The sequence below is a fragment of the Aromatoleum tolulyticum genome (assembly GCF_900156155.1).
Taxonomy (GTDB): domain Bacteria; phylum Pseudomonadota; class Gammaproteobacteria; order Burkholderiales; family Rhodocyclaceae; genus Aromatoleum; species Aromatoleum tolulyticum.
This window is the reverse complement of sequence record NZ_FTMD01000022.1, coordinates 1-22,125: the sequence shown is the minus strand read 5'-3', so window position 1 is coordinate 22,125 and position 22,125 is coordinate 1. Positions and strand designations below refer to the sequence as shown.

Genomic DNA, 22,125 nt, shown 5'->3' with positions numbered 1-22,125 from the left:
ACGAGCAGCAGAACCGGCCGCCATGGCGGCCGGGGGTTGATCCGGCTAGGCCGTCGCGGCGGCGGTCCGGTCGTGAGGCAGCGGCGAAGGGACCGCGCTCGCGGCCACGGCGCTGCTGTCGGCCACCGGCGCTGCCCTCGACTCGCCGCGCAGCAGGAAATGCGACAACGCCGGCACCAGAATGAGCGCTCCGAGCATGTTCCACATGAACATGAAGGTCAGCAGGATGCCCATGTCGGCCTGGAACTTGATCGGCGACCACGCCCAGGTCACGACGCCGGCCGCCAGAGTCACGCCCACCAGGGCCACGACCTTGCCGGTCGTCGCCAGTGCCCGGCGGTAGGCCTCGCCGACGCTGTGGCCGCTGCGCTGGAACACCAGCTGCACGCTCAACAGGTAGATCGCGTAATCGATGCCGATGCCCACGCCCAGCGCCACCACCGGCAGCGTCGCCACCTTGATGCCGATCCCGAGGTGCACCATCAGCGCCTCCGCCAGTACCGACGTGAGCACCAGCGGCAACAGCGCGACGATGACCGCGCGCCAGCTGCGGAAGGTGACGAGGCACAACAACGCGACCGCGGCATACACGTAGAACAGCATCTTGCGGTTGGCCTCGCGCACGACGATGTTGGTCACCGCGTCGACGCCGGCATTGCCCGCGGCGAGCAGGATCTGCCGCTCCGCGCTGCCGTGACGTTCGGCGAACGCGGTGGCCGCCTGCACTACTCCGTCGAGGGTCGCCGCCTTGTGGTCGGCCAGATACGCGAGAACCGTACTGATCGAGCAGTTCGAGTTGAGGAACTCGGAGTTCCACGACACCGCATTGTTGATCTGCGGATCGATCAGACTCTGGTTGTCGCTGATCGTCGCCCACTTCGGGCTGCCCTCGAACATGCCCGCCATGTAGCTGCGCACCGTGCCCGCCAGCGAAGCCGTGCGCTGCACGCCGGGCACTTGCGCGAGCGCCCAGTCGAGACGGTCGATCTCGACCAGCGTTTCATAGCTGCGGCAGCCGTCGTCGGGCGTCTTCATCATCACCGCGAACACGTCGCTGGAGATGCCGTAGTTGCTCGTGATGAAGGCGTTGTCACGGTTGTAGCGCGAGTCCTCGCGCAGTTCCGGGGCCCCCGGATCGAGGTCGCCGATCTGCAGCCTGAGCGAGGTCGCAAAACCCGCCACGCCCAGCACCAGCGCCACCACCAGGCTGCCCGTCGCCCAGCGCCGACGGGTGAATTTCTCCAGCCCGCGCCATACCAGATCGAAGCCATGTGGCGTGGCGTTCGCGGTCTGTTCGACGGCGAGGCTGCGTTTGGCCGCCGCCGGCGTCACGCCGATGAAGGACAGCATCACCGGGATCAGGATCAGGTTGGTGAAAATCAGCACGCCCACGCCGATACTGGCGGTGAGTGCCAGCTCGCGGATCACCGGAATGTCGATGATCATCAGCACCGCGAAGCCCACCACGTCGGCCAGCAGCGCGGTCATGCCCGCGAGGAAGAGCCGCCGGAAGGTGTAGCGTGCAGCCACCAGACGGTGCGTGCCGCGACCGATGTCCTGCATGATGCCGTTCATCTTCTGCGCACCGTGGCTCACACCGATCGCGACGACGAGGAACGGCACCAGCATCGAATACGGGTCGAGCTGGTACCCGAACAGCGACACCAGACCGAGCTGCCAGATCACCGCCATGATCGAGCAGCCCAGCACCAGCACCGTGCTGCGGATACAGCGCGTGTAGCTGTAGATGATCGAAACCGCGATCACCACCGCGATGAGGAAGAACAGCGCGACCTTCTCGAGACCGGCGATCAGGTCGCCGATCAGCTTGGCGAAGCCGATCACGTAGACCCGCACCTTCGCCCCGTCGCCGGAGGCGTAGCGGGAGCGGATGTCGTCGAGACTGTCGGACAGCTTCTTGTAGTCGACGGGCTTGCCCTCGGCATCGAGCGGACGCAGCGGCACCACGATCATGCTGGAGCGGTAGTCGTTGGCGACAAGGCTGCCGACGACGTTGGCGCGCGCGATGTTGATGCGCAGGTCCTCGATCGTGCGCGGGCTGCCGTCATAGTCGTGCGGCAGCACCGGTCCGCCGGCGAAGCCTTCCTCGGTGACCTCGGTCCAGCGCACCACCGGGGTAAAGATCGACTTCATCCACGGCCGGTCGACGCCGGGCAGCAGGAACACCTCGTCGTTGATCTTCGCCAGTTGCTGCAGGTAGTCCGCGTTGAAGATGTCGCCGTCGACCGCCTCCACCACGATGCGTACCGAATCCCCGAGGCCGCGCAGCTCGTCGCGGTTCTGCAGGTAGTTCTGCACGAACGGATGCCCCTGCGGCAGCATCTTGTCGTAGCTGGCGCTGACCTTCAGGCTGCTCGCCTGGTAGCCGAGAAACGCCGTCAGCAACAGACACGCGAGGATCAGCACGATGCGGTTATTGAAGATGATCCGCTCGAGGAAACTGCCGGATTGGTGGTCGAAATTGCGCGGATCGCTGATCACCGCCATCTCGACGCTTTTGTAATGGGCTGCCATGTCTTTTTTCCGCTCTCAGTTCGAACCGCGTCCGGGAACCGCCGACCCGCCGGCCATGCCAAGCCCCGGCGAAGCCTCGACCGCTGCCGACCTCACGCCTTCGGCCCCGACCAGCGCCAGGTTGCGTCCCCCGAAGGCGACGACGCCGCCGTAGGACATCGGGCGAGGAAGGGGCAGCTGCCTGAACGACTGGCCGTTGTCGGTGCTCATGTATGCCGTGCCGGCCATGCTGACGAGCACGACATCGTCGTTGCCGAGCAGCGTCGCGCCGGTCATGCCGGCACTGCTGCCGAGATCGACGCGCTGCCACGTCTTGCCCGCGTCCGCGCTGCGAAATACGCTCCCGCGCATGCCGTGGGCCACCAGCACCTTGCCGCCGACCGCGATACCGAACAGGGTGCCGTGATAGCCGACGTTGCCCGCGACGAAGCGGTCGGCACCCGGGTCGTACTTCCACACGCTGCCGGTCTCGCCGACCAGGAACAGTCCCGACGCGCCGGCGCCGATGCTGAAGAAATTCAATTCGCGAGGGTTGTCGACCTTGTGCATCAGCGGCACCCAGGTCTTGCCGCCGTCCTCGGTGCGGAGGATGCGGTTGAACGTGCCGGCGACGTAGCCGCGCTGCCCGTCCTCGAAATACACCCCGAGGAAAGGCTGCGTGCCCCCCATCGCGACCACGTTCTTCTCGCGCGTGGCGTATTCGCCGGCCTGCGCCAGGCTGCCGTCGGCCCCTGCGCGATCGTAGTAATCCACGATCGACTGCGACGCCGACTTGCCGTCGAGCTGGCGCGTCCAGGTCTTGCCGCCGTCGGCGCTGTGGATCACCACACCGCCATGGCCGACCGCCCAGCCCAGCTCGGGCGACGGGAAATGCACCGCGAGCAGGTCGCTGCTGACCGGCACCTGCGCCTGCGTCCAGCTGTTGCCGCCATCGTCGCTGAATACGACATGGCCCCGCTGCCCGACCGCCACCAGACGCCGGCCCGCCGTCGCCACCGCCGTCATCGGGCTCTTCGCCGCGAGGCTGCTCGCCTGCGCGGGAACCTCCGACGGATCCTGAAATCCCGCCCCCAGCGGACCCGCCGCCAGTGCGAGGGCCAATACGAGCAATCTCCCGCCCGCCATTCCTGGACACTTCATGTTCATGCTCCGGATTGCGCGTGCCGCGCGTGAATCTCGACAAGAAAGAGGCCGTGCCCGGGGCACGGCCTCTCCGTTGCTAGCGCACGCCGCCCTGGCTCAGCGCGGACGACTCGTAGAAATTCACCGGCTTGGCCTCGGACTCCTTCGTCACCACCATCATCCCGCCGCCGGCCGGTGTGTAGGCCTGACGCACGTAGGCACCGTTGGTCAGGTCATGCACCACGAATTCGTGGGTGTTGTGGCCGGTGGTCTCGTAGAAGGGATAGAAGTTGGTCTGGCTCACGCGGTAGATCTTGCCCGCGTCGTCGTAGTTCTCCGCCATGCCGACTGCCGGGATGTCCTCGTCCCAGTAGATGACGCGACGCGGATAGACGTGGCGCTTGCCCGGCTTGAGCGTCGCCTCGACGACCCAGACGCGATGCAGTTCCCAGCGCATGCAGTCCGGATTGAGGTGGTTGGGCGTGAACACCTTTTCCGACGAGCACTGCTTGTCGTCGTGCAGGCGGAAGGTGTTGTAAGGAATGATCACCTCCTTCTTGCCCAGCAGCTTGTAGTCGTAGCGGTCCTGCGAGCCGTAGAACACCTGGGTGTCATCGACGGTACCCACCCCGCCGCCTGCCGGGCTCGGGGTGTCGTAGGCGACGTCCGGCGAAAGCTTCACGCGGCGCTGGCCCGGCAGATACGTCCACGCGCGGCGACCGACGTTGACCATGTCCACCGAATCGTGCAGCACTAGAATCTCGCCCGCCTTGCGCGCCGGGCCGGTCCAGTCGACACGCCCGTACTCGAGGATCTCGTCGCCGCCCAGCGGCGTCGTCCGCGCAGGATTGAGCGTCGGGAAAGTCTGCCAGTACACGAAGGCGCCGGTCTGGATCACGCGGCCCCGCGCGTCGACCAGCGTCGAGGTCTGCGCCGGCGAATAGTACGCATACTGGTCGTACTTCATCGTGCGGTTCCACATCACCTCCGCGCCGTTCTTCGGAATCGGGAACGGCACCCCGCCAAAGCAGGTTCCCGCCAGTTGCAGCAGGTTGTCCGCCAGCTTGCACGTGGCCGCGTTCTTCAGGGTGTTGTCGACGACGTATTTCGGATACTTGGCGGTGCGGTGGGTCGGATAGACATCCATGCGGAAGGTCGGGTACTTCTTCAGCAGCTCCTTCGCGCCCTCGGTGAGCTTGTCCGCGTACTGCGCGGCATTCGCAGCGGTGATGCTGTACAGCGGCTTCTCGGCGGCGAACGGGTCGGGGCGGAAGCCCGGCTTGGCCGGGTCATAGCCGGCGGGCGGTTCGATGCCGCCGGTATAGTCCGGAATGCTCTTGTCGGCATTGCCGGCCTTGATCGCCCCCCACGGGGTCAGCGTCGTGCCCAGCTGTTTGATCTCGTCCGCCGTCGGCGCCGCGGCGGCATTGCCGGCCACCCCCATCGCGAACATCAATGCCACAGTCTTGCCATGCAGTTTCATTTGTCAGCTCCAGTGTCTTGTTGCCGCTGCGGGGCGGCTCAGAATACGGTCTTGAAGGTCAGCGACACCCAGCCACGGTCGCGCAGGATGCCCGCGCCGTTCGTCGCTTCCCACGTTCTCGCACCCACGCCCGGCACCGGCGTGATGTTCGGGCCGGTGGTGTAATTGCCGATGTAGTCGTTGTAGGTGAGGTTCACGTTGTATTTGGAATAGATGTCGAGGCCGAGCCCGATACTCCAGGCACCCGCATCCTGCGCGGCGCCCAGCGGTGCCGGCGAGTTGCCCTTGAGGCCGATACCGAAGTTCACCGGCATCGTCAGGTCGATGCCCGGCAGCACCTGGAACCAGGTCGGGGTAATGCCGATGTTGAAACCCCATGCATCGTCCGTCGCGCAGCCGGCCTTGACGCCGCCGGTGCACCCGCCGTACTTCGAGTCCTTGTGCTTGAAGAAGGCGCGGGTCGAGCGATTGACGTCGTCAAGACGGCTGTACGAGATTTCTGCCGTCACCGCGGCCGAATCGAACAGCGGCGTCTGGCCGATGTAGGCGATCATGTTGAGCAGGCCGTGCCAGGTGCTGCCGAGCGCGAGGCCCCCGGCGTTGGACGCCAGCGGCGTGTCCTCGCGGCGGGACAATTCGCCGCTTACCGACACGGCTCCCACCAGGCGGGAGAGGCTCACGCCGTACAGTTTGACGTCCTCGGCATAGGCATTGACGAGGCCCTGCGGGGTCGCGATCATCGTCGGATAACGGTCGTCGAAACGGCGGTAGTACAGGCCGAGATCGCCACCGAGCGTGTCCGACTTGATCTTCGTCATCACGCCCCAGCTGCCGGTGTTGCCGGGCTTCTTGTGGGGACCGTGGTCGCGGTCGCCAAGCACCGGAAAACCGAGGAAATTGGTGCCGCCCAGAAAGCTCAGGTCGGCACCGCCGAGATAGGTGCCGCCTTCCGGCAGACGGTGCGGATCCCATTCGAGGTAATAGTTCGCCGCGACGCTGACCTTGTCGGTGAGCTGTCCCGCGGCGGAGATCTGGTTCTGCGGCAGGAACAGTTCCTTCGCCTCGATACCGGGCGTCGAGGTCGCCTTGCGCAGGTCGAGGGGCCCCTGGCCGTAGGCGATGCTGTTGCCGAAGGTATACAGCGACTCGCCCCAATACACGTTGTGGCGGCCGGCGCGAATATTCACCGGCACGGAACCGAGATCGACGCGGGTGAACGCGAAGGCGTCCAGCAACTCGCCGGACGTGCCGTACCAGCGCTTCACGTCGCTGGTGAACTTGTTGCGCGGATAGGCGGTGCCCAGGCCCGCGCGCTGATAGGCCGGATGACCCTTGACGTCCTCGTCGAAAGCCAAGTCGCTCCAGCCCGTCGCCGAGATGCGGAAGCCATGGTTGAGCTTGTAAACCAGGTCGAATTCGGAAAGCAGGTCGAACCGGTTGGTCACGACTTCGCCCTTGTCCCACCCGTGGTTCGTCGCCTGCGACACCCACGCGTCACCCAGCTTGTTGTCGCGGCCCTCGACACGCCAGCCGATGTTGTACTTGACCGTGTTATCCCAGCGCACCACCAGGTCGTCACTGCCGGTGTCGAACTTGAACGCGCTTGCCGGCGACGCCGCAAAGGCCATCGCCACCGCGGCCGCGACGCCAGCAACCCGCCTGCCGCCCGCCCCGCATCCTGCACCCGTCCTGCTTCTTCTCATGTGTCCTTCCTCCTCGCCTCTTTTTAATATTCCCGGCCCGGGCAGACCGGGAGTCCCTGTCAACAACCACCAAAACAAACCATCAGGTTCGTTTTAACATTGTCCGGCTTTCTCCCTTGATGCTTCCTTCCTACTGCAACTTCCTTTTCGACCTCCCTGCCGACGCGGACCCGCCCCCGCACGCCCATGCGCGCGCGGGCCCGCGTCCACCAGTTTCAGTTGTCCTTTGCGCCGTCGGCGATCCAGGCACGAATCCGGTCGCGCGTCTCGTCTTCCAGCGGCGGCTGCGCGAACGGCATGCGCACCCCATTGCCGCCCGAATCCAGATGCGTACCCTCGATCTTGTGCAACAGATAACTGCCGGCCGGGTCGCCCGGCACGACCAGCTGCAACGGACTCCCCTTCGACCGGACCTTGACGATGCTGCGGTACGCCGCGGCGGGATAGAGCTTCATCCCGCCGGGCTCGTCACCGGTCAGATGGCAGGTGGCGCAGCGGGTACGCAGCACCGGCACGATGTCGCGCGCAAAACTCACCTGCTGCGCATGGGCCGCCGTGGCCCCGGCGAGCGCGGCGCCCATCGCGGCGGCCACGGCCGCCCAAGCGCGCGTCTTCATGCCTTCTGCGCCGCCGCGTGCCGGCCCGCCAGATAACCGAACGTCATCGCGAGCCCGATCGTCCCGCCCGCACCGAGGTAGGCCGGCCCCGACGGGCTGGCGATGCAGTTGCCGGCACCATAGAGGCCGGGAATCGGCTTGCCGTCCGCGGCCAGCACCTGGCCGTTCTCGTTGATCGCCGGCCCGCCATTGGTGTCCAGCGCGCCCGGCGCGAGGATCACCGCATACAGCGGCCCCTTGCGGTCGATCGGGTACATGGTGCCGTTCGGCTTGTCGTTGTCCGGGTAGGTGCTCTTCTTGCTGACGGGCGAAAACACCTTCTGCCACTGCCGGTCGTACTCGTGCAGGCCGCGGTCGAAATCCTCGTCGCGTCCTGCCTCGGCGAAACGGTTGAAACGTTCGATGGTGGCGTCGAGGTTCTCTGCGAAGCTGTCCACGATGCGGTAGTTGCCCACCGCCGCGGACAGCGACGCCAGGCGCTTGCGGATGTTGTCCGCGAGCTCGCGCGAATCACGCCCCTCGATCAGCCATTTCGACTCGCGCTTGTCGAGCGGCAGCGGCAGCGCACCGGCATAGCGGTTGAGGGTGCGGTCGTCGAACACCATGAACATGAACTGGTTCGGGTATTCCGCATTCACCGGATCGAATGCGAAGTGCGCGCGCGTACGGTCGTTGTAGTTGCGCTTCTCGTTCACCACGCGCTTGCCGTACTTGTTCACATGGATCATCGAGTCGCCCGGCGCGAAGAACACGCCGTGCCCGATCGCGCGGTTGTTGAGCGCGTCCTCGAGGATCACCGGCGTGCGCCACGCCGTACCCAGCGAACCCATCTTCGCCCCGGCCTGCTGCGCGATCGAAATGAAGTCGCCGGTCGAGCCGACCGCCGCACAGGCGCCATACAGGCCCGGCTGGTGCAGCCGAACCAGTTCGAGGTTGTGCGAATAACCGCCGGTGCCGAAGATCACGCCCTTGCGTGCCCGGATGCGCAGCAACTTGTCGTTGTTGCGGACCTCCATGCCGACGACGCGCTCGCCGTCCTTGATCAACCCGACCGCGCGATGCTCGAGCAGGAAGGGCACGTTGCGCTTGGTCAGCCACTGCTCCAGTTGATAGGCGAGGCTGTTGCCCCCCGTCGTCGACCCGGCCCCGACCGCTGGCTCCAGCGCGCGCACGTTGTTGGCCTTGTTCTCGGGCAGGTGGTCGCCGTAGTCGGGCGGGAAGATATTGACGTCCCACACCTTGAACTCGCGGAATTTCGTTGCCCCGATCTCCTCCATCCACTCGACCATCTTCGAGCCGTTGTCGTAGAAGGCCTCGAGCAGGCGGAACGACTCCGGCGCGAGCCCGAGCGTCGGGCTGGCGGCGTCATAGGACTCGGGGTGCGAATAGCGGGCCATGTAGCGCAGACAGTCGGCGCGGTTGTCCTGCATGTTCTTCGCCGCGATGAAACGGTTGTTGGGAATCCAGGTCACGCCGCCCGACTTGCCGGTCGTGCCGCCCGCCATCGGCAGCTTTTCGACGACGATGACCTTCGCCCCGGATGCCACCGCGGTCACGGCGGCCGAACACGCCGCCGCCCCCGAACCGACGCAGATCACGTCGGTTTCCATGTCCCACTTCCGCTCATCGCGGCTGCGCGCCGCGGCGGTCGCCGGCATGGCCGCGACAGCCGCCGCGCCCGCCGCCGCCCCTGCGCCCAGCAGCACCTTGCGGCGCGCCAACAGTTTCCCCAGCTCCTTCTCTTCCTTGCCGTTCATGCCAATTCCCCGCATTTTCAAGCCCGAACCGAAAAATCCGCCTCACGCGCGCTATGCGAATCGCTGTCGCGCACATACGGCACCAGATCCATACGGAACAGATGAACACGACCGACCGGTCGGCTTACATCCGCTCCGATGCAGAATTAACGCATTCCGGTGAAACGGTCAACACAGGTGACGTCCGGCGGTCGCGACGCGACCGCCGGACAAGAGAACGCAGCCGAACGGCCCTGAGGAAGTGTTCATGAACTGTCTCCTGTATCGTTATGACCGTATCGACGTCGCTGCGGCGTTCCCGCGACCGGGATCCACCATGCACCGAGATGACCGGTTTTATTTTTGCTGCACAAACCCGGCGCGCCCGCCCTGTTCGATCCGCTGGATCCGGTGGCGCCAAACATGGCCCCCACCCGGCACCTCAGCCCGAAGACCGCAACCTCGTCATCGGCATAAAAGAACCAACACGTTGGTTTGTTTTTATGAGAGTACGCCTAATGACCCAGTTTGCCAAGTGCCCTTCCAAAAAAATATTCGCCCTGCCGGCGCAGCTCCGTCGTCAGGGGCGCAGGCGCGCGCGGGCGAGCAGGATGCCGACGAATGCCACTCCGCTTGCCGTCAAGGCGGCAGTGGTCCCGAAGCGCTCCGCGACGCTTCCCCACAGCACGCTGCCGAACGCGCCCGATCCCTGAAAGACCACCAGAAACAGCCCCAACGCGCGAGCGCGTCCCTCGTCGGGAATATCCGCCTGCATCGCGCCGATGCCGGCATTGACGACCATGACCCACGCCGCGCCGGTCATCCAGACGAGCACCAGCAGCGCCTCCCTGCTGTGCGCATGTGCTATGACAAGGGTCGTCGCGGCGCACACCAGGATGGCGCCGCCCACCACGGCCTCGCGTCCGTAACGGCGCGACAAGGCTCCCAGCAGCGCCGCGCCGGTCGCCGCACCGACGCCGGAGGCCGCCACCAGAAATCCGTACGCGGGCGCATCCCCCCCGAAGCGTTCGCGCACCAGCGCGGGCAACAGTGCGATCAGACCGGCCCCGCTGGCAACGAACAGGCCGACCCGCAACAGGTGCAGGCGACAGGGGCGCGAGGCGCGGGCCAGCCCGACGATGTGGCCCGGCCCGGAGGCCCGCGCCGCGGGCGACGCGGGCGCGATGTGGCCCAGCGGGTCGAGAAAATGAATCATCGCGATGACGGCGGCGAAAGCGGCCACTGCACCGCCGAACACGGCGCTGCTGCCGTATCCCGCAATCACCACGCCGGCTACCGCAGGCGCCGCGGCCCGCGCCAGGTTGTAGGGAATCGTCGCCAGGCTGATCGCATCGGAAAGGTGCTCCGGCGCCGCCGCGCGGCAATGAGCGGAATGCCACGCCGGGGCCAGCAGGGCCGACAGACAGCCGAACAGGAAGGTCAGGCCGAGCAAGGCGGCGGGATGCACCGGCGGCGACAGGCTGACCGCCCACAACAAGGTCGCCGATACCAGCATGCAGCACTGCACGGTCAGCACATAGCGCCGCAGGGCGAACCGGTCGGCCATGACTCCGCCGGCCAGCGCGAACAGACACGCCGCGAGGCTGCTTGCAGTCGGCACCAGCGCCACCAGTAACGGCGACGGCGTCAGCGTGGCCATCAGCCACGAAACGCCGACCGTCTGCATCCACACCGCGAAGTACATGACACACCCGCTCGTCCACAGCAGGCGAAAATTTCGCTCGCGCAGGGGAGCAAAACTCATCGCGCGAGCTCAGCCGCAGACCGGTCCGGACAGGTCACCAGCGACGCAAACCGACGCCGCCGCGCCGCGCGAACCACCACGGCGCCGGCGAGCCACCGCCTCAAGCCTGGGAGGCGAGATCGAGCGCCTCTATGGCCGCCTTGTCATGCGCCACGAGCGCGAGCAGACGTTCCATCCTCGATATGCGCTCGGGGTCGAGATCATCCATATGGCTCATCGCCACACCGCGGAAGGTGAAGTGGGCGATGTCGGTCAGCAGGAGCAGCAGGTCGGACGACTTGTCGGCCCAGAACGGGAACACGCGCAGAATGATCGGCGCGATCCCGTCGTTGAGGATGTCCTGTGCGCGCCGCACCACCTTGGCGAGTTTCTTGTCGGTCCGCGCGGCCATCAGCAATTCGTGTGCGGCGGCAAACGACGGCAGCGAATAATAGGTACGCACCAGCTCCATCGCCTTCAGCGTATGCGAAAGTTGCGGCTCGGTACCGGGGGGCAACGGCGGAACGATGGTCCTTGCCAGATGCTCGAATTCTTCGAGCCGCCGCTCGGCGAGGTAGATGGCCGCCTTTTCGATGACGTCGGCACGTGAACTGAAATGGTGCATCATCGCGCCGCGCGAAACCTTGCCGCATTTGGCCACCAGCTCCATCGTGGTCTTCGCGTACCCCTTGTCTATCAGGCACTTGATGACCGCCTCGAGAATCACGGTCTGCGTGACGAGGCTCTTCTCGGCCTGCTTGCCCGACGCGCGCACGGTCGTAAGCACCCGCGAATTCTTCCTGACCACACCGGTGCTGCCGGTGCTGCGCGAACGCTCACTGCTGGGGGGGGTGGTTTTGCTCATGTGAAGTTATCGCCGTGTTTGTTTTTTTAAATTATAACACTCAGATCAAACAAGGACTTGCGCATCCTTCAGGTTGGCGATGGTGTTTTCGTCGAGTCCGAGCAGTTGGCGATAGACATAGTCGTTGTGCTCACCGATGGCCGGAGTCGGCCCGCTCACCGCGGGCGGCGTCCGCGTCAGCAGCCACGGCGTGGCGTAGATCTCGCACGGATCGAAGCTGCCGCCGTCATGCCGCACCTTCAGCCCGCGGCCGCCAAACACCTCGTGACCGTCGCGTTCGCCGAGCTCCAGCACCGGAGCGGCCGGCACTCCGGCGGCGGCCAGCGCATCGACCGCCTCGTCACGGTCGGCGGCCTCGCACCACGCGCGAACGGCTGCCCCGATCTCCCCTGCCCGTGCGCGCCGCGCCGCGGCATCGCGCAAGCCTTCGTCCGCCGCCCAGTCGCCACGCCCCATCACCCGGCACAGCGCACGCCAGTCGCCGTCGTCGCGGACCGCGAGCGCCAGCCACTTTCCGCCGCCGCGCGTCGCAAAGATGCCGTGCGGAAAATAGTGCGGATGGGTATCCCCTTGTATGCCCGCCTCGCGTCCGTTGAGCTGGAAGTCCACCAGCGGCTCGCCCGTCGTGGCGCACATCGATGACGTCTGTCCCAGATCGACGAACTGCCCCTCGCCTGTACGGTCGCGATGGGCCAGCGCCGCGAGCGCGCCGATGGCTCCCTGGATGGCCTGGGTGGTGTCGCCAAGGCCGAAACACATGAAGCCGGTCGCATCGCCGTTGTCGGGATAGCCGACCACGCTATCGAGGCCGGCGTAGGCCGAGGCGATCGCCGCGAAACCGCGCATGTCGCGCTTCGGCCCTTCCTGCCCGGCCATGCTCATCGACACCACGATGATCGCCGGGTTCACCTTCGCCAGATCGGCATAGCCGAGGCCATTCTTCGCCATCACACCGGCGGCGAAGTTGTCCATCACGATGTCGCAGCGGGCGGCCAGCCTGCGCACCAGTTCCGCGCCGCGCGGATCGGCGATATTGAAAGTGGCGGACTTCTTGGAACGGTTGTTGTGGCAGAAGAAATACGAGTTGTGCGCGTACAGGCGCATGTTGTCGGGGCGCAGCGTGGTTTCGATGCGGATCACCTCGGCGCCCATGTCGGCGAGCAGCTGGCCGGCCATCGGTCCGGCCCAGTTCCAGCCGAAGTCGAGCACGCGCACCCCGTCGAGCGCACCGCGTCCGCTGCCCGTTCCCTGCAGCGCACGCTGGCCGTGGCCGCCGGCGCGCACCTCGGCACCGTTCGCATCGAGCGCCGGTGCGGCGGCGCGTATTGCCGTCGGCGTGCGCGAGAACTGGTAGCCGGGCCTGGGGATGCGCACGTCGCGCCCGCCGATGTCGACATGTCCCCACTGGTCGCGGAACGCCAACTGGCTGCTGTCGAGCACCTCGGGGAAGTTGTTCACCGAACCGATGATGAGCCCGTTCGCGTTGGCCAGCGCCTGCAGTTCGGCGCGCGTGTGCTGCTTGAGCCAGCCGCGGAACGCGAGGTCCACCGCGCCGCCCTCGTCGAGGGCGCCGAGGTACAGCGAATCGCGGTTCTGGCCCTCGTCGGCCCACGCCGGATCGCCCATCAGGCGGAGGTAGGAATGCCACTGTTTGCCATGGATCGTGGCAATGCAGACATACCCGTCCGCGGCCTCGAAGAAGCCGGTCGGGTACAGCGCGCCCTTGATCGTCCGGCCCGCCCGCTTCCATTCGATGCGGCGCTTGGCGGTCACCAGCGACATGCCGCCGACCTGGTAGGCGAGCACCTGCGCCGACGAGATGTCGATGCCCTGGCCGCGCCCCGAGCGCCCACGCTCGTGCAGCACGCACAGGGCCGCGGCGAGGCCGTGAAAGCCGGCCTGGTAGTCCGCCTGGTCGAAGGGCAGCGGTAGCGGCGCGCGGTCCGGGCGGCCGACCGCAACCGGGAGCGCGCTGACGGCCTGAACGGTCAGGTCCGTCCCGGCGCGCTCCGCCCATTTCCCGGTGCGTCCGTACGGTGACAGCGACACGATGACCAGATGCGGATGACGCGCCTGCAGGGCGTCGAAGTCGAGTCCGTGGCGGCGGCGCGCGTCCGGGTCGAGATTTTCGACCAGCACGTCGGCGCCGGCCAGCAGCGAATGAAAGAACTCCAGCTCCGCGGCATCGTCGAGGTCGGCGACGACGCCCTTCTTGCCGGCGTTGAGCAGGTGGAAGAAACCGCTGCGGTCCGGGTGCGGCAGGTCCTGCGGGAATGGACCGCGTCGCCGCGCGGAATCCCCTTGCGGCGGTTCGACCTTCACCACTTCCGCGCCCAGGTCTGCGAACAGACGGGCGCAGAAGGGCGCGGCGACGCCGCTGCCGCACTCGATGACACGCAGATGGGCGAGCGCGCTCACGACACCACTCCCGGGCGCGCGGGCAGACTCACCGTCGCGCTGCCGACCGAAGTCTTCTCGCCGCGCGGATGGCTGACGCTCCAGATCTCCAGATCCACCAGATGCTCGTTGCCGACCACGCGCTTGCCGGTGACTTTGGCATGCAGGCGGATCGCGTCGCCCTGCCAGTGGAAGGCGAGGAAGCGCACCTGCATGCGCCGCATGCAGCCGTGATCGCCCGCCCACGCGGTGAGCAGCTGGCTGTACCACGCGAGCCGCTCGAAACCCGCCTCGTACGCCGCCGGCATGCCGAGGTATTTCTGGCAGCGCTCGTTGGTCCAGTGGATCGCCACGGGCGGCTCGGGAACGTTTTCCTCGTTGGGGATCGCCAGCGCCGGGTAGCGGTCGTAGAGCTCCAGCGCCATCTCGTGGCCGACGAACCAGCCGCCGGGCCCACGCACGAATTCGAAGGCGAGCTTGCTGGTCAGCGTCACCGGCCCCTTGATGATGTGCGGGATCTCGCTCCCGACCTCGACATCCCCGAACCAGCGCGTTTCGGCGCCGCGCCGGTTGGCGAGGTTCTGGCGGCGGTACTCGTCCCAGACCTCCTCCAGTGCCTCGTTGGTCCACTGCACCGGCTCGATCTTGCCGTACTTGGACGACCCGGTCGCCTTCTTGCGTGAAAAGCGGTGCCACGAGGTGCGGTAGGTTGCGACGTCCTCGCCGGCGAGCGTGCGGATGGAGGTCTCATAGTCCTGGATACCCGCCTTGCCGCCGGCAAATTCGCTGTCCACGATGCGCGCGCCGGTCAGACTCGTCGCCACCTTCATCGGGTCGTCGGCGAACAGCGGCCGCGCCCATTCGAACTCGCATTCGCGCCAGATCGCATGACACCCCGGGAAGCCGTCGGTGGCGCCGTTCATCGCCTCGGTGTACGCGAGCAGCGTCGGCGGCGCGAGCATGCGCTCCCACGGCGAGCGGCGGGCGTAGGCGAGATCGGTGTAGAGCGGATTCTCGTCGGCGAAGCCGCGCGCGAAGCGGGCTGCGGTTTCGAGGCTAATGAAGAAGTTCGACTCGCCGTAGCCGGCGTCCCACTGGTTCGGCACCAGAAAGCCCCGCATCAGCGAACCGCGCTCCGAGCGCTCCACGCCCTTGCGCTGCAGCAACCGCTCCAGGTGCGCCTCGGTAACCTCACCCCACCCTTCGGCGGGCTTCTTCAATGCCGTCATGCTTGCTCCTCGTTCCTGTTGGTGTCGCCGGGCCGCCCCGCCGGGCCGCCTTCCAGCGTGTGTGTTCTGCGTGCGTACCTGACGCCTAAATCTCCAGCGCCACCATGGCGCCATGTCGGGTCGCCTCGGCAATGCGCCGCGGGACCCATGCCGAGCCGGCCAGATAGATCTCCGCGATGGTGCCGTCGGCCTTGAGTCGTTCGTAGAGCGATGCCTCGGGCACCGAACCGCACACCAGCACGACGCTGTCGAAACCGGTGTAGCGGGAGGGGCGCCCGCCGAAAGCCGAGACGAAATCGAGACCATCGGCGTCGATCGCCGCCAGGCGCAGGTTGGTGTGAATTCGGATGCCGTGGCGTTCGAGCCGGTCGAACACGCTGCCGAGCGAATAGCGGTCGATGGCGGTGCCGAGTTGCGGCGACTTGTGGAAGATCTCCACCTCGCGGCCCGATTCGGCGATGAATTCGGCGACGTTGGGCGTCTCGAAGTAATCCTCCTGGGCGACCAGCGCGACCCGTCGCCCCGGCACGGCCTTGCCCTGCAGCACGTCCCAGCCCTGCATCACGTGCGGCAGTCCGGTCCCCGCGATGCCCTGCGGCACCCGCGGTAGAGAGCCGGTCGCGACGATCACCGCGTCGGGCGACAGCTTCCTGATCGCCTCGACGGTCGCGGGGGTCTCCAGGCGCAGATCCACGCCCAAACGGACCATCTCGTTTTCCTGGAAGTAGATCTGGTCGCCGAACGAATCGCGCCCCGGCGCGTTGGCGGCGATGCGCAACTGGCCGCCGACCTTCTTGCCCTGCTCCAGCACCGTCACGCGATGGCCGCGCATCGCCGCGACGCGCGCAGCCTCCAGCCCCGCCGCGCCGGCGCCGACGACGACGACCTTCTTCGCAACCGCCGCCGGCCGGAAGGCGGATTTCCAGTGCAGCTCGTTGCCGATCACCGGGTTGACCGAGCACATCGGCGCGCGCAGCGAATCGGGCACGTAGCTGTGCACGGCCTCGGCGATGCAGCGGTTGCAGCCGATGCAGCGGCGGATCTCGATGAGCCGCCCCTCGCGCGCCTTGTTGGCGAAATCGGGATCGGCAATGCCGGCACGGGTCATGCCGACGAGGTCGCAGCAGCCTTCGCGCAGCAACTCCTCGGCCAGCACGGGGTCGTTGACGCGACCGCTGAACAGCACCGCCACCTTGCCGTCGAGGTCGGCGCGCGCCGCCTTGCCGACCTCGCGGTAGTCGGCGTGGCCGTGGAAGGACGGCGGCACATAGGCATGCACGCCCCAGCCATGGCCGACATCGATATTGACGAAATCGAGCAGTCCCGTTTCGCCGAGGTAATACGTCATCTCGCGCATCGCCATGTGGTCGTAGCCGCCCTGGCGCGACTCGCAGCCGTTGATGCGTATGCCCACCGCGAGTTTGTCGCCGGTGCGGCTGCGAATGCGCTCCAGCGCCTCGACGACGAAGCGGATGCGCTCACGCGCGCCGCCGCCCCAACGGTCATTCCTGAGATTGGTGACCGGCGACAGGAAGGTGTGCGGCAGCGTCTCGTGCGCGCAATGCAGCTCGATGCCGTCCGCACCCGCCGCCAGGGCAGCGGCGGCGGCGTCCGCATAGGTGTCGAGAATGAACGCGATCATCGCGTCATCGAGTTCGTGAGGGATGTAGTCGTAGGTCTCGGTCACCGGGACCGGCGACGCCGCCATCGCGTGGTTGAGGTGGGTGAGCTGGAAGACCGCCACCGCGCCGGCCTTGTGCACCTCGTCGCAGAAGCGACCGACGGAGTCGAGAAAGGCCGGCACCTGCCACAGCGCGGTGCGCACCGCCGCGGCGCCCGGGTAGAACTCGTCGCGCGCGCCGGCCACCAGCGGCGAGTTGAGCAGCCACGTCTCGCTGCCGATCCAGCCGGTACCGCCGCGCGCCTTGGCGACGTGGTGCTCGATGAAGCGCTCGTCGAGCAGCCCGCCCGAGGCCGAGGCGCCGATCGAGTTGGTGGTTTCGCAAATGCGGTTGGGCACCCGCACCGGGCCGACCTGAAGCGGCGAAAACAGTCGATCGAACCGCACACTGCTCATGCTCTACCCCTCCCTTGCAGACCCGCCGATGCCGTCGGCACCTTCCGTCGCCGCCTCTCACAGGCAGGCGCCGCCCTGCCTCACATTCCGCGCCGCCGTATCACCCGCGACGTCCGGCGGACCTAAATATAAACCGACGTGTTTGTTTGTTCCGATGTTATGAAAAGCACGCGTAAATGTAAAGCGTGCTTTCACGGGAGGGCGGAAAGCCCGCCCATGGAGTCAGCGGTAGACGAGCACCGGGAATTTCGAGTGCAGCAACACCTTCTGCGTCTGCGACCCGAGCAACAGCCCCTTGATGCCCCGGTGTCCGTGCGAAGCCATCAGGATAAGGTCGCAGTCGCACTCCTCGGCCGTGGCGATGATCGCCTCCCACGGCTCCTGGGCCGACCGCGAACGCACGTCCGCGCTGACGCGACCTTCTCCGGCCACTTTCGCCGCGCGCTCCAGCACCTCGCGCGCGATCTGATCGCGCCGCGTCTGGTACTCCTGCGGATTGATGGTGCGCAGCAGTTCTTCCTCGCCATAGATCGAAGTGCCGGTATCCGGCGTGGCATAGAAGAAGGTGATCTTCGCGTCGGCTTCGCCCGCGAACGACACGGCCTTGCGGACCGCACCGTCGGAGAGGGGGGAGCCGTCGATGGGAACGAGCAGATGGCGAAACACGATGCAGGATTCCTTTAACTGTTACGGAAAGGGGTTGGCATTGCCACAAGATATTCAGGGCTGGTAGGAGCCCACCGCGACGACATATTTGTCGACGCGGACGAAGAACGAGCGCTTGCGTTCAGTCTTCCGCGTCACCGGATTGAGCCAAAGATAGTCGACCTCGCCTTCGCTCTTCGTTTTCGCGCTCTGGAGCATGGGTGCGACGACGGGCTTTCCATCCGTATCCTTCAACCCGCTGACGTCCTTGCCGATCAGGCGCGGCGTCGCCCCGTGGGCACGCATGCGGCCGTCCTCCGTGCTCACCACGAAGACGTACAGGTCATCCTGGACGAAACCGCCGTTGAGGTCGTTGAAGGCGGCAAACGCCTTGCTGCCTTCCTGCTTCAGCTCGTGCACCGCACGCCACAGCAGGGCCTTCGCCTGCTCCGCCGAGGCACGCGGCAGATAGTAGCCCGCGACGAAGACGCGGTCGCCGACCGGCCGGAAATATGCCACCTTGCGCTCGATCCGTGCGTGCTGACGATTGAGCCAGCGGTATTCCACATTGCCCGGGCGCCCTGCCCGCGCCGTGTCGAGAATTTCGCGCACGAACGGCTTGCCTTCCGCGTCGCGCAGGTCGCTGATGTCCCGCCCGACGAGTATCAGGGACGGTCCGCCGCTGATCTGCATGACGCCATCCATGCCTACGACATAGATGTACAGATCTTCGGTGACGAACTCACCCGGACGGCTGAAGGCGCCGAAGGCGAGTTCACCATCCTTCTCGAAGCGTGCCACGGCACGGTCGAGCAGGTCCTGAACGCGGGCAGCATCCGCCGCCGGGGCACTATCCGCTGCGTGAACAATCGAAATCGCGGCCAGGAGCACGCTCAGACAACACGTCAACAAAAATCGAACCGGATTCATCGTGTAAGCCTCATCAGTCTCGCTCTGCGGTCACTGTTGCAAACACCGGCGGCACGCCGGGGCACGATGTCAATGATGCCGGAAAAAAATGGGCGTCGCGAAAAAAGCACGATCGAGAGGAGAGAAGTCCGATCACACAGACCATTACATTGCGACGCCCTACCACGGGAAAGCTGTCCTTGCGTGCACCACGATTCCGCACAGAGCACCTCGCAATCACACTGAATTAGCGAGGTTTCACGCATAATACAAACCGACACGTTCGTTTGTCAATAACTCTCGCATCAAATCCATCGAGCATCGGGACGGCGCGCCATCTTTCGTCCTGCACCGATCTATAAACCCGCCGTGTCTGTTTTTTTGATGGATAATGGGGCGCAGCACGGTACCGACCGCGCGGACGACGCCCCCCGCGCAGGTCCGGCTGTGCGCGTCATGCGACGCGCGGACAGGTGCCCTGCCCCGACTGCGTGATAATGCCCACTTCCGGCGTGCGCGCCACCCCGTTCACCGTCCCGGCCCGCCTCCGCGGAAGACTTCTCATGGCCAACTCCATCCTTCACATCATTACCAGAAAGGAAGATCTCGACACCCGCCGGATCTCGGCGCAGGTGGTGCTGGTGGTCGATACCCTTTTCGCGACCACCAGCATCGTCACGGCGCTGGCCGAGGGCGCCGAAGCCGTCGTGCCGGCCCTCGACGAGCGCGAGGCCAGGTCCATCGCCGCCGGCCACGGCGCCCCCGAACGACTGGTGCTCGCCGGCGAGTACATGGCGCAAACGCCGCCCGGCTTCCATTCGCCGACCCCCCTTGCGCTGACACGGCACGGGCTTGCCGGCAAGACCCTCATCTATGCGACCACCAACGGCACGGTCGCGCTGCGCCTCGCGGCGCCCGCGTGGCGGGTGTTCGCGACCTGCCTGCGCAACGCCGAGGCCACCGCACGACATGTCGTCGACACGCACGAGGGCCGCACGGTGGTGATCGTGTGTGCGGGATCGTCGGGCCGCTTCAATCTGGAGGATTTCTATACCGCGGGCTGGCTGGTGCGGCATCTCGCCGCCCGAGGCATGTTCACGCTCACCGACGCCGCGCGCGTCGCCGCGGGCTACGCCGGGACCCACTGCGCCGAAGTGCTGCAGGAGTCGTGGATCGCACAACACGAGGGCGAACGCTGGGGCAGCGAGGTGATCTTCGCCAGCGAGGCCGACAGCGTCGCCCTGGTGGCACGCATGACCGGCGACCGCGTCGTGCGCCAGGCGTAGGCCCCCGGCCGACACCCGGCGCGCCAGGCACGCGGCCATATCAGGCCGCGGTACGCGCGCCGTTGCCGAGATATTTCGGGTTGCTTTCGCCGACCTTGGTGCGGGCGACCTGCACCAGATGGGCCCGCACCGCGTCGCGGATCTCCCCCGCATCAGCCTGCCCGTCGCGGATCCAGTGGCTCAGGCGGCGGTTGAGTTCCTTCAATCGCGCGCGCATCGACGTGCCGGCCTCGCCGGCGCCGTCGCCGTCGCCGTCGCCGTCGCCGTCGCCCGCAAGGAGGATCTTTTCCAGCGCCCGCAGCTCTGCGCGCTCCGGCTCGTCGCCGTTTTGCAGCTGGCGCATCGCGATCGACATTGCGTTCGCGATCATCAGTGCCGCGTGGCGGCTCGCAGCCGGCAGGGCCGGCATCAGCTGTTCCCGCAGGACGTTGCGGGCGCTGTCGAGCAACTGCTCGCCGGTCGGTTCGTCGCGCATCAGGCGGCCTCCGTCATCATCAGGATTTCGTATTCCAGTTCGGGGACGATGTGACCGGTGAGCGCCAGCATCAGCGAGGTTTCCTCGCCCGACATGTGACGCTCCGCCTGCTGGATCGCGATCACGGCCCAGTTGAGATGGGCCATCACTTCCCAGTAGTGGATGTTCTCCGCGTCCAGCCGGCGGCCGGAAACGCTGGCGTAGCCTCGGTAGAAGTCCTCCCGCGCGCCGATGCCGCCCGCCTCGCCCTTGCCGCCGAAACGCCAGCACTTGGCGCAGAACCAGCCGACGTCCTCGAGCGGATCGCCCCAGCCGGAGAACTCCCAATCGAGGATTCCGGTGAGGCCGTTCTCGTCCACCATGTAGTTGCCGGTGCGGAAATCGCGGTGGCACAGCACCACCTCGCCGCGCGGCGGTGCGTTGCGTTCCAGCCAGCGCAGCCCCCACTCCAGCGCCGGATAGGGCGTATGGTGTTTGTCGAGGTAGCCGCGCAGGCGGCGCACATTGTGCAGCGCCGGCGATCCTTCGACCGCGGGCAGGAATGCGAGGTCGGACCGCGGCGGACGGATCGAGTGGATGCGCGCGAGCTCCGCGCCGAGGCGTTCGAGCAACTGCCCGCGGTCGCCGCCGTAGCGCGGCTCCCGCGAGACCACGTGCGACGCGGCGACGCCCTGCACACGGCGCATGACGAAGAACTGGCGTCCGATCACGTCGGCGTCGTGGCACATCCACAGCGGCTCGGGCACGCTCACGCCGGCATCGAAGGCCGCCGTGAGCAGGGCGAACTCCTCCGCCCGGGTATGGCTGCCCGCCACCCCCGAGGGTGCGTCGGTGCGCACCACGACGTCGAGTTCGCTGCCCTGGTTGCCGCCGGCAAGCTCGGCACGCACCAGCCAGTTTTCCTGGATCGAGCCCCCCGAAAGGAGCGCCGCCTGGGTAATCGCGACGCGGTCGGCGCCTGCCTTGCGCCGGATGAATCCTTCCAGCGCACTGCGCGTCAAGTCGTTCATGGTTCGAAAGTTTCCGTGGCCGGGATGTGGTGGGAGGCGGGCGATGCCGTGGCGGCTCAGACGTCCTTGCGGATGCCTTTGATGACGCGCTTGGCGATGCTCCAGCGGTGCACCTCCGAAGGACCATCGTAGATGCGGAACGCGCGCATGTCGGCGAAGATCTGCGCCACCGTGGTCTCGCGCGTCACGCCCTGCCCGCCGAGGATCTGCACGCAGCGGTCGACGACGCGCCAGCAGGCTTCCGAGACGAGCACCTTGGACATGCTCGAGTCGTGGATCGCGAGGTGCCCCT

General features: G+C 66.6%; 17 protein-coding genes. 1 reads left to right on the top strand and 16 read right to left on the bottom strand.

Features of this window, described 5'->3' with window-relative positions:
- Positions 1-45 precede the first annotated feature (45 nt).
- The 13 genes from BW991_RS21920 to BW991_RS21860 all read right to left on the bottom strand — a co-directional run bounded on the left by BW991_RS21920 (position 46) and on the right by BW991_RS21860 (position 18,954).
- The gene (locus tag BW991_RS21920; RefSeq protein WP_076604244.1) at positions 46-2,535 is read right to left on the bottom strand and encodes an efflux RND transporter permease subunit; all 2,490 of its coding nucleotides are present in this window, start codon (positions 2,533-2,535) and stop codon (positions 46-48) included.
- Positions 2,536-2,550: 15 nt separating this feature from the next.
- Positions 2,551-3,675: a WD40/YVTN/BNR-like repeat-containing protein gene (locus BW991_RS21915; protein WP_244551785.1), complete on the bottom strand. Its 1,125-nt coding sequence runs from the start codon at positions 3,673-3,675 to the stop codon at positions 2,551-2,553.
- Between the two features lie 79 nt (positions 3,676-3,754).
- Entirely contained in the window at positions 3,755-5,140 is a 1,386-nt protein-coding gene (locus BW991_RS21910) for a DUF1329 domain-containing protein (protein ID WP_076604242.1), read from the bottom strand.
- 38 nt (positions 5,141-5,178) lie between these two features.
- Positions 5,179-6,843 (bottom strand): DUF1302 domain-containing protein, encoded by a 1,665-nt coding sequence (locus tag BW991_RS21905; RefSeq protein WP_076604241.1) that lies wholly within the window; start codon positions 6,841-6,843, stop codon positions 5,179-5,181.
- A gap of 215 nt (positions 6,844-7,058) precedes the next feature.
- Complete coding sequence (locus tag BW991_RS21900) at positions 7,059-7,460, bottom strand: hypothetical protein (protein ID WP_076604240.1); 402 nt, start codon at positions 7,458-7,460, stop codon at positions 7,059-7,061.
- The gene (locus tag BW991_RS21895; RefSeq protein WP_076604239.1) at positions 7,457-9,217 is read right to left on the bottom strand and encodes an FAD-dependent oxidoreductase; all 1,761 of its coding nucleotides are present in this window, start codon (positions 9,215-9,217) and stop codon (positions 7,457-7,459) included. The genes BW991_RS21900 and BW991_RS21895 overlap by 4 nt, the downstream gene beginning before the upstream one ends.
- 559 nt (positions 9,218-9,776) lie before the next feature.
- Positions 9,777-10,961, bottom strand: coding sequence for an MFS transporter (locus BW991_RS21890; RefSeq protein WP_076604238.1), 1,185 nt, complete (start codon positions 10,959-10,961; stop codon positions 9,777-9,779).
- Positions 10,962-11,061: 100 nt separating this feature from the next.
- Positions 11,062-11,805, bottom strand: a complete 744-nt coding sequence (locus BW991_RS21885; protein WP_076604237.1) for a TetR family transcriptional regulator — start codon at positions 11,803-11,805, stop codon at positions 11,062-11,064.
- Positions 11,806-11,850: 45 nt separating this feature from the next.
- Positions 11,851-14,223, bottom strand: coding sequence for a CaiB/BaiF CoA transferase family protein (locus BW991_RS21880; RefSeq protein WP_076604236.1), 2,373 nt, complete (start codon positions 14,221-14,223; stop codon positions 11,851-11,853).
- Entirely contained in the window at positions 14,220-15,431 is a 1,212-nt protein-coding gene (locus BW991_RS21875; protein WP_076604235.1) for an FAS1-like dehydratase domain-containing protein, read from the bottom strand. Before BW991_RS21875 ends, BW991_RS21880 begins: the two co-directional genes overlap by 4 nt.
- An 85-nt stretch (positions 15,432-15,516) precedes the next feature.
- Positions 15,517-17,508 (bottom strand): oxidoreductase, encoded by a 1,992-nt coding sequence (locus BW991_RS21870; RefSeq protein WP_076604234.1) that lies wholly within the window; start codon positions 17,506-17,508, stop codon positions 15,517-15,519.
- Positions 17,509-17,730: 222 nt separating this feature from the next.
- Positions 17,731-18,174, bottom strand: a complete 444-nt coding sequence (locus BW991_RS21865; protein WP_076604233.1) for a universal stress protein — start codon at positions 18,172-18,174, stop codon at positions 17,731-17,733.
- Between the two features lie 54 nt (positions 18,175-18,228).
- Positions 18,229-18,954, bottom strand: a complete 726-nt coding sequence (locus BW991_RS21860; protein WP_244551783.1) for a cache domain-containing protein — start codon at positions 18,952-18,954, stop codon at positions 18,229-18,231.
- Between the two features lie 671 nt (positions 18,955-19,625).
- Here BW991_RS21860 and BW991_RS21855 point away from each other — a divergent pair.
- Positions 19,626-20,348, top strand: coding sequence for a 2-phosphosulfolactate phosphatase (locus tag BW991_RS21855; protein WP_076604231.1), 723 nt, complete (start codon positions 19,626-19,628; stop codon positions 20,346-20,348).
- A 40-nt stretch (positions 20,349-20,388) separates the two neighbouring features.
- On the opposite strand, the gene BW991_RS21850 is transcribed toward BW991_RS21855, so the two are convergent.
- The 3 genes from BW991_RS21850 to BW991_RS21840 all read right to left on the bottom strand — a co-directional run.
- Positions 20,389-20,823, bottom strand: coding sequence for a DUF6285 domain-containing protein (locus BW991_RS21850; protein WP_076604230.1), 435 nt, complete (start codon positions 20,821-20,823; stop codon positions 20,389-20,391).
- Positions 20,823-21,833 carry a phosphotransferase family protein gene (locus tag BW991_RS21845; protein ID WP_076604229.1) on the bottom strand — a complete coding sequence of 337 codons (1,011 nt, stop codon included), beginning with the start codon at positions 21,831-21,833 and terminating at the stop codon, positions 20,823-20,825. Before BW991_RS21845 ends, BW991_RS21850 begins: the two co-directional genes overlap by 1 nt.
- Before the next feature lie 56 nt (positions 21,834-21,889).
- Positions 21,890-22,125 (bottom strand): acyl-CoA dehydrogenase family protein (locus BW991_RS21840; protein WP_139335981.1); only part of this gene is annotated, 236 nt, incomplete at its 5' end.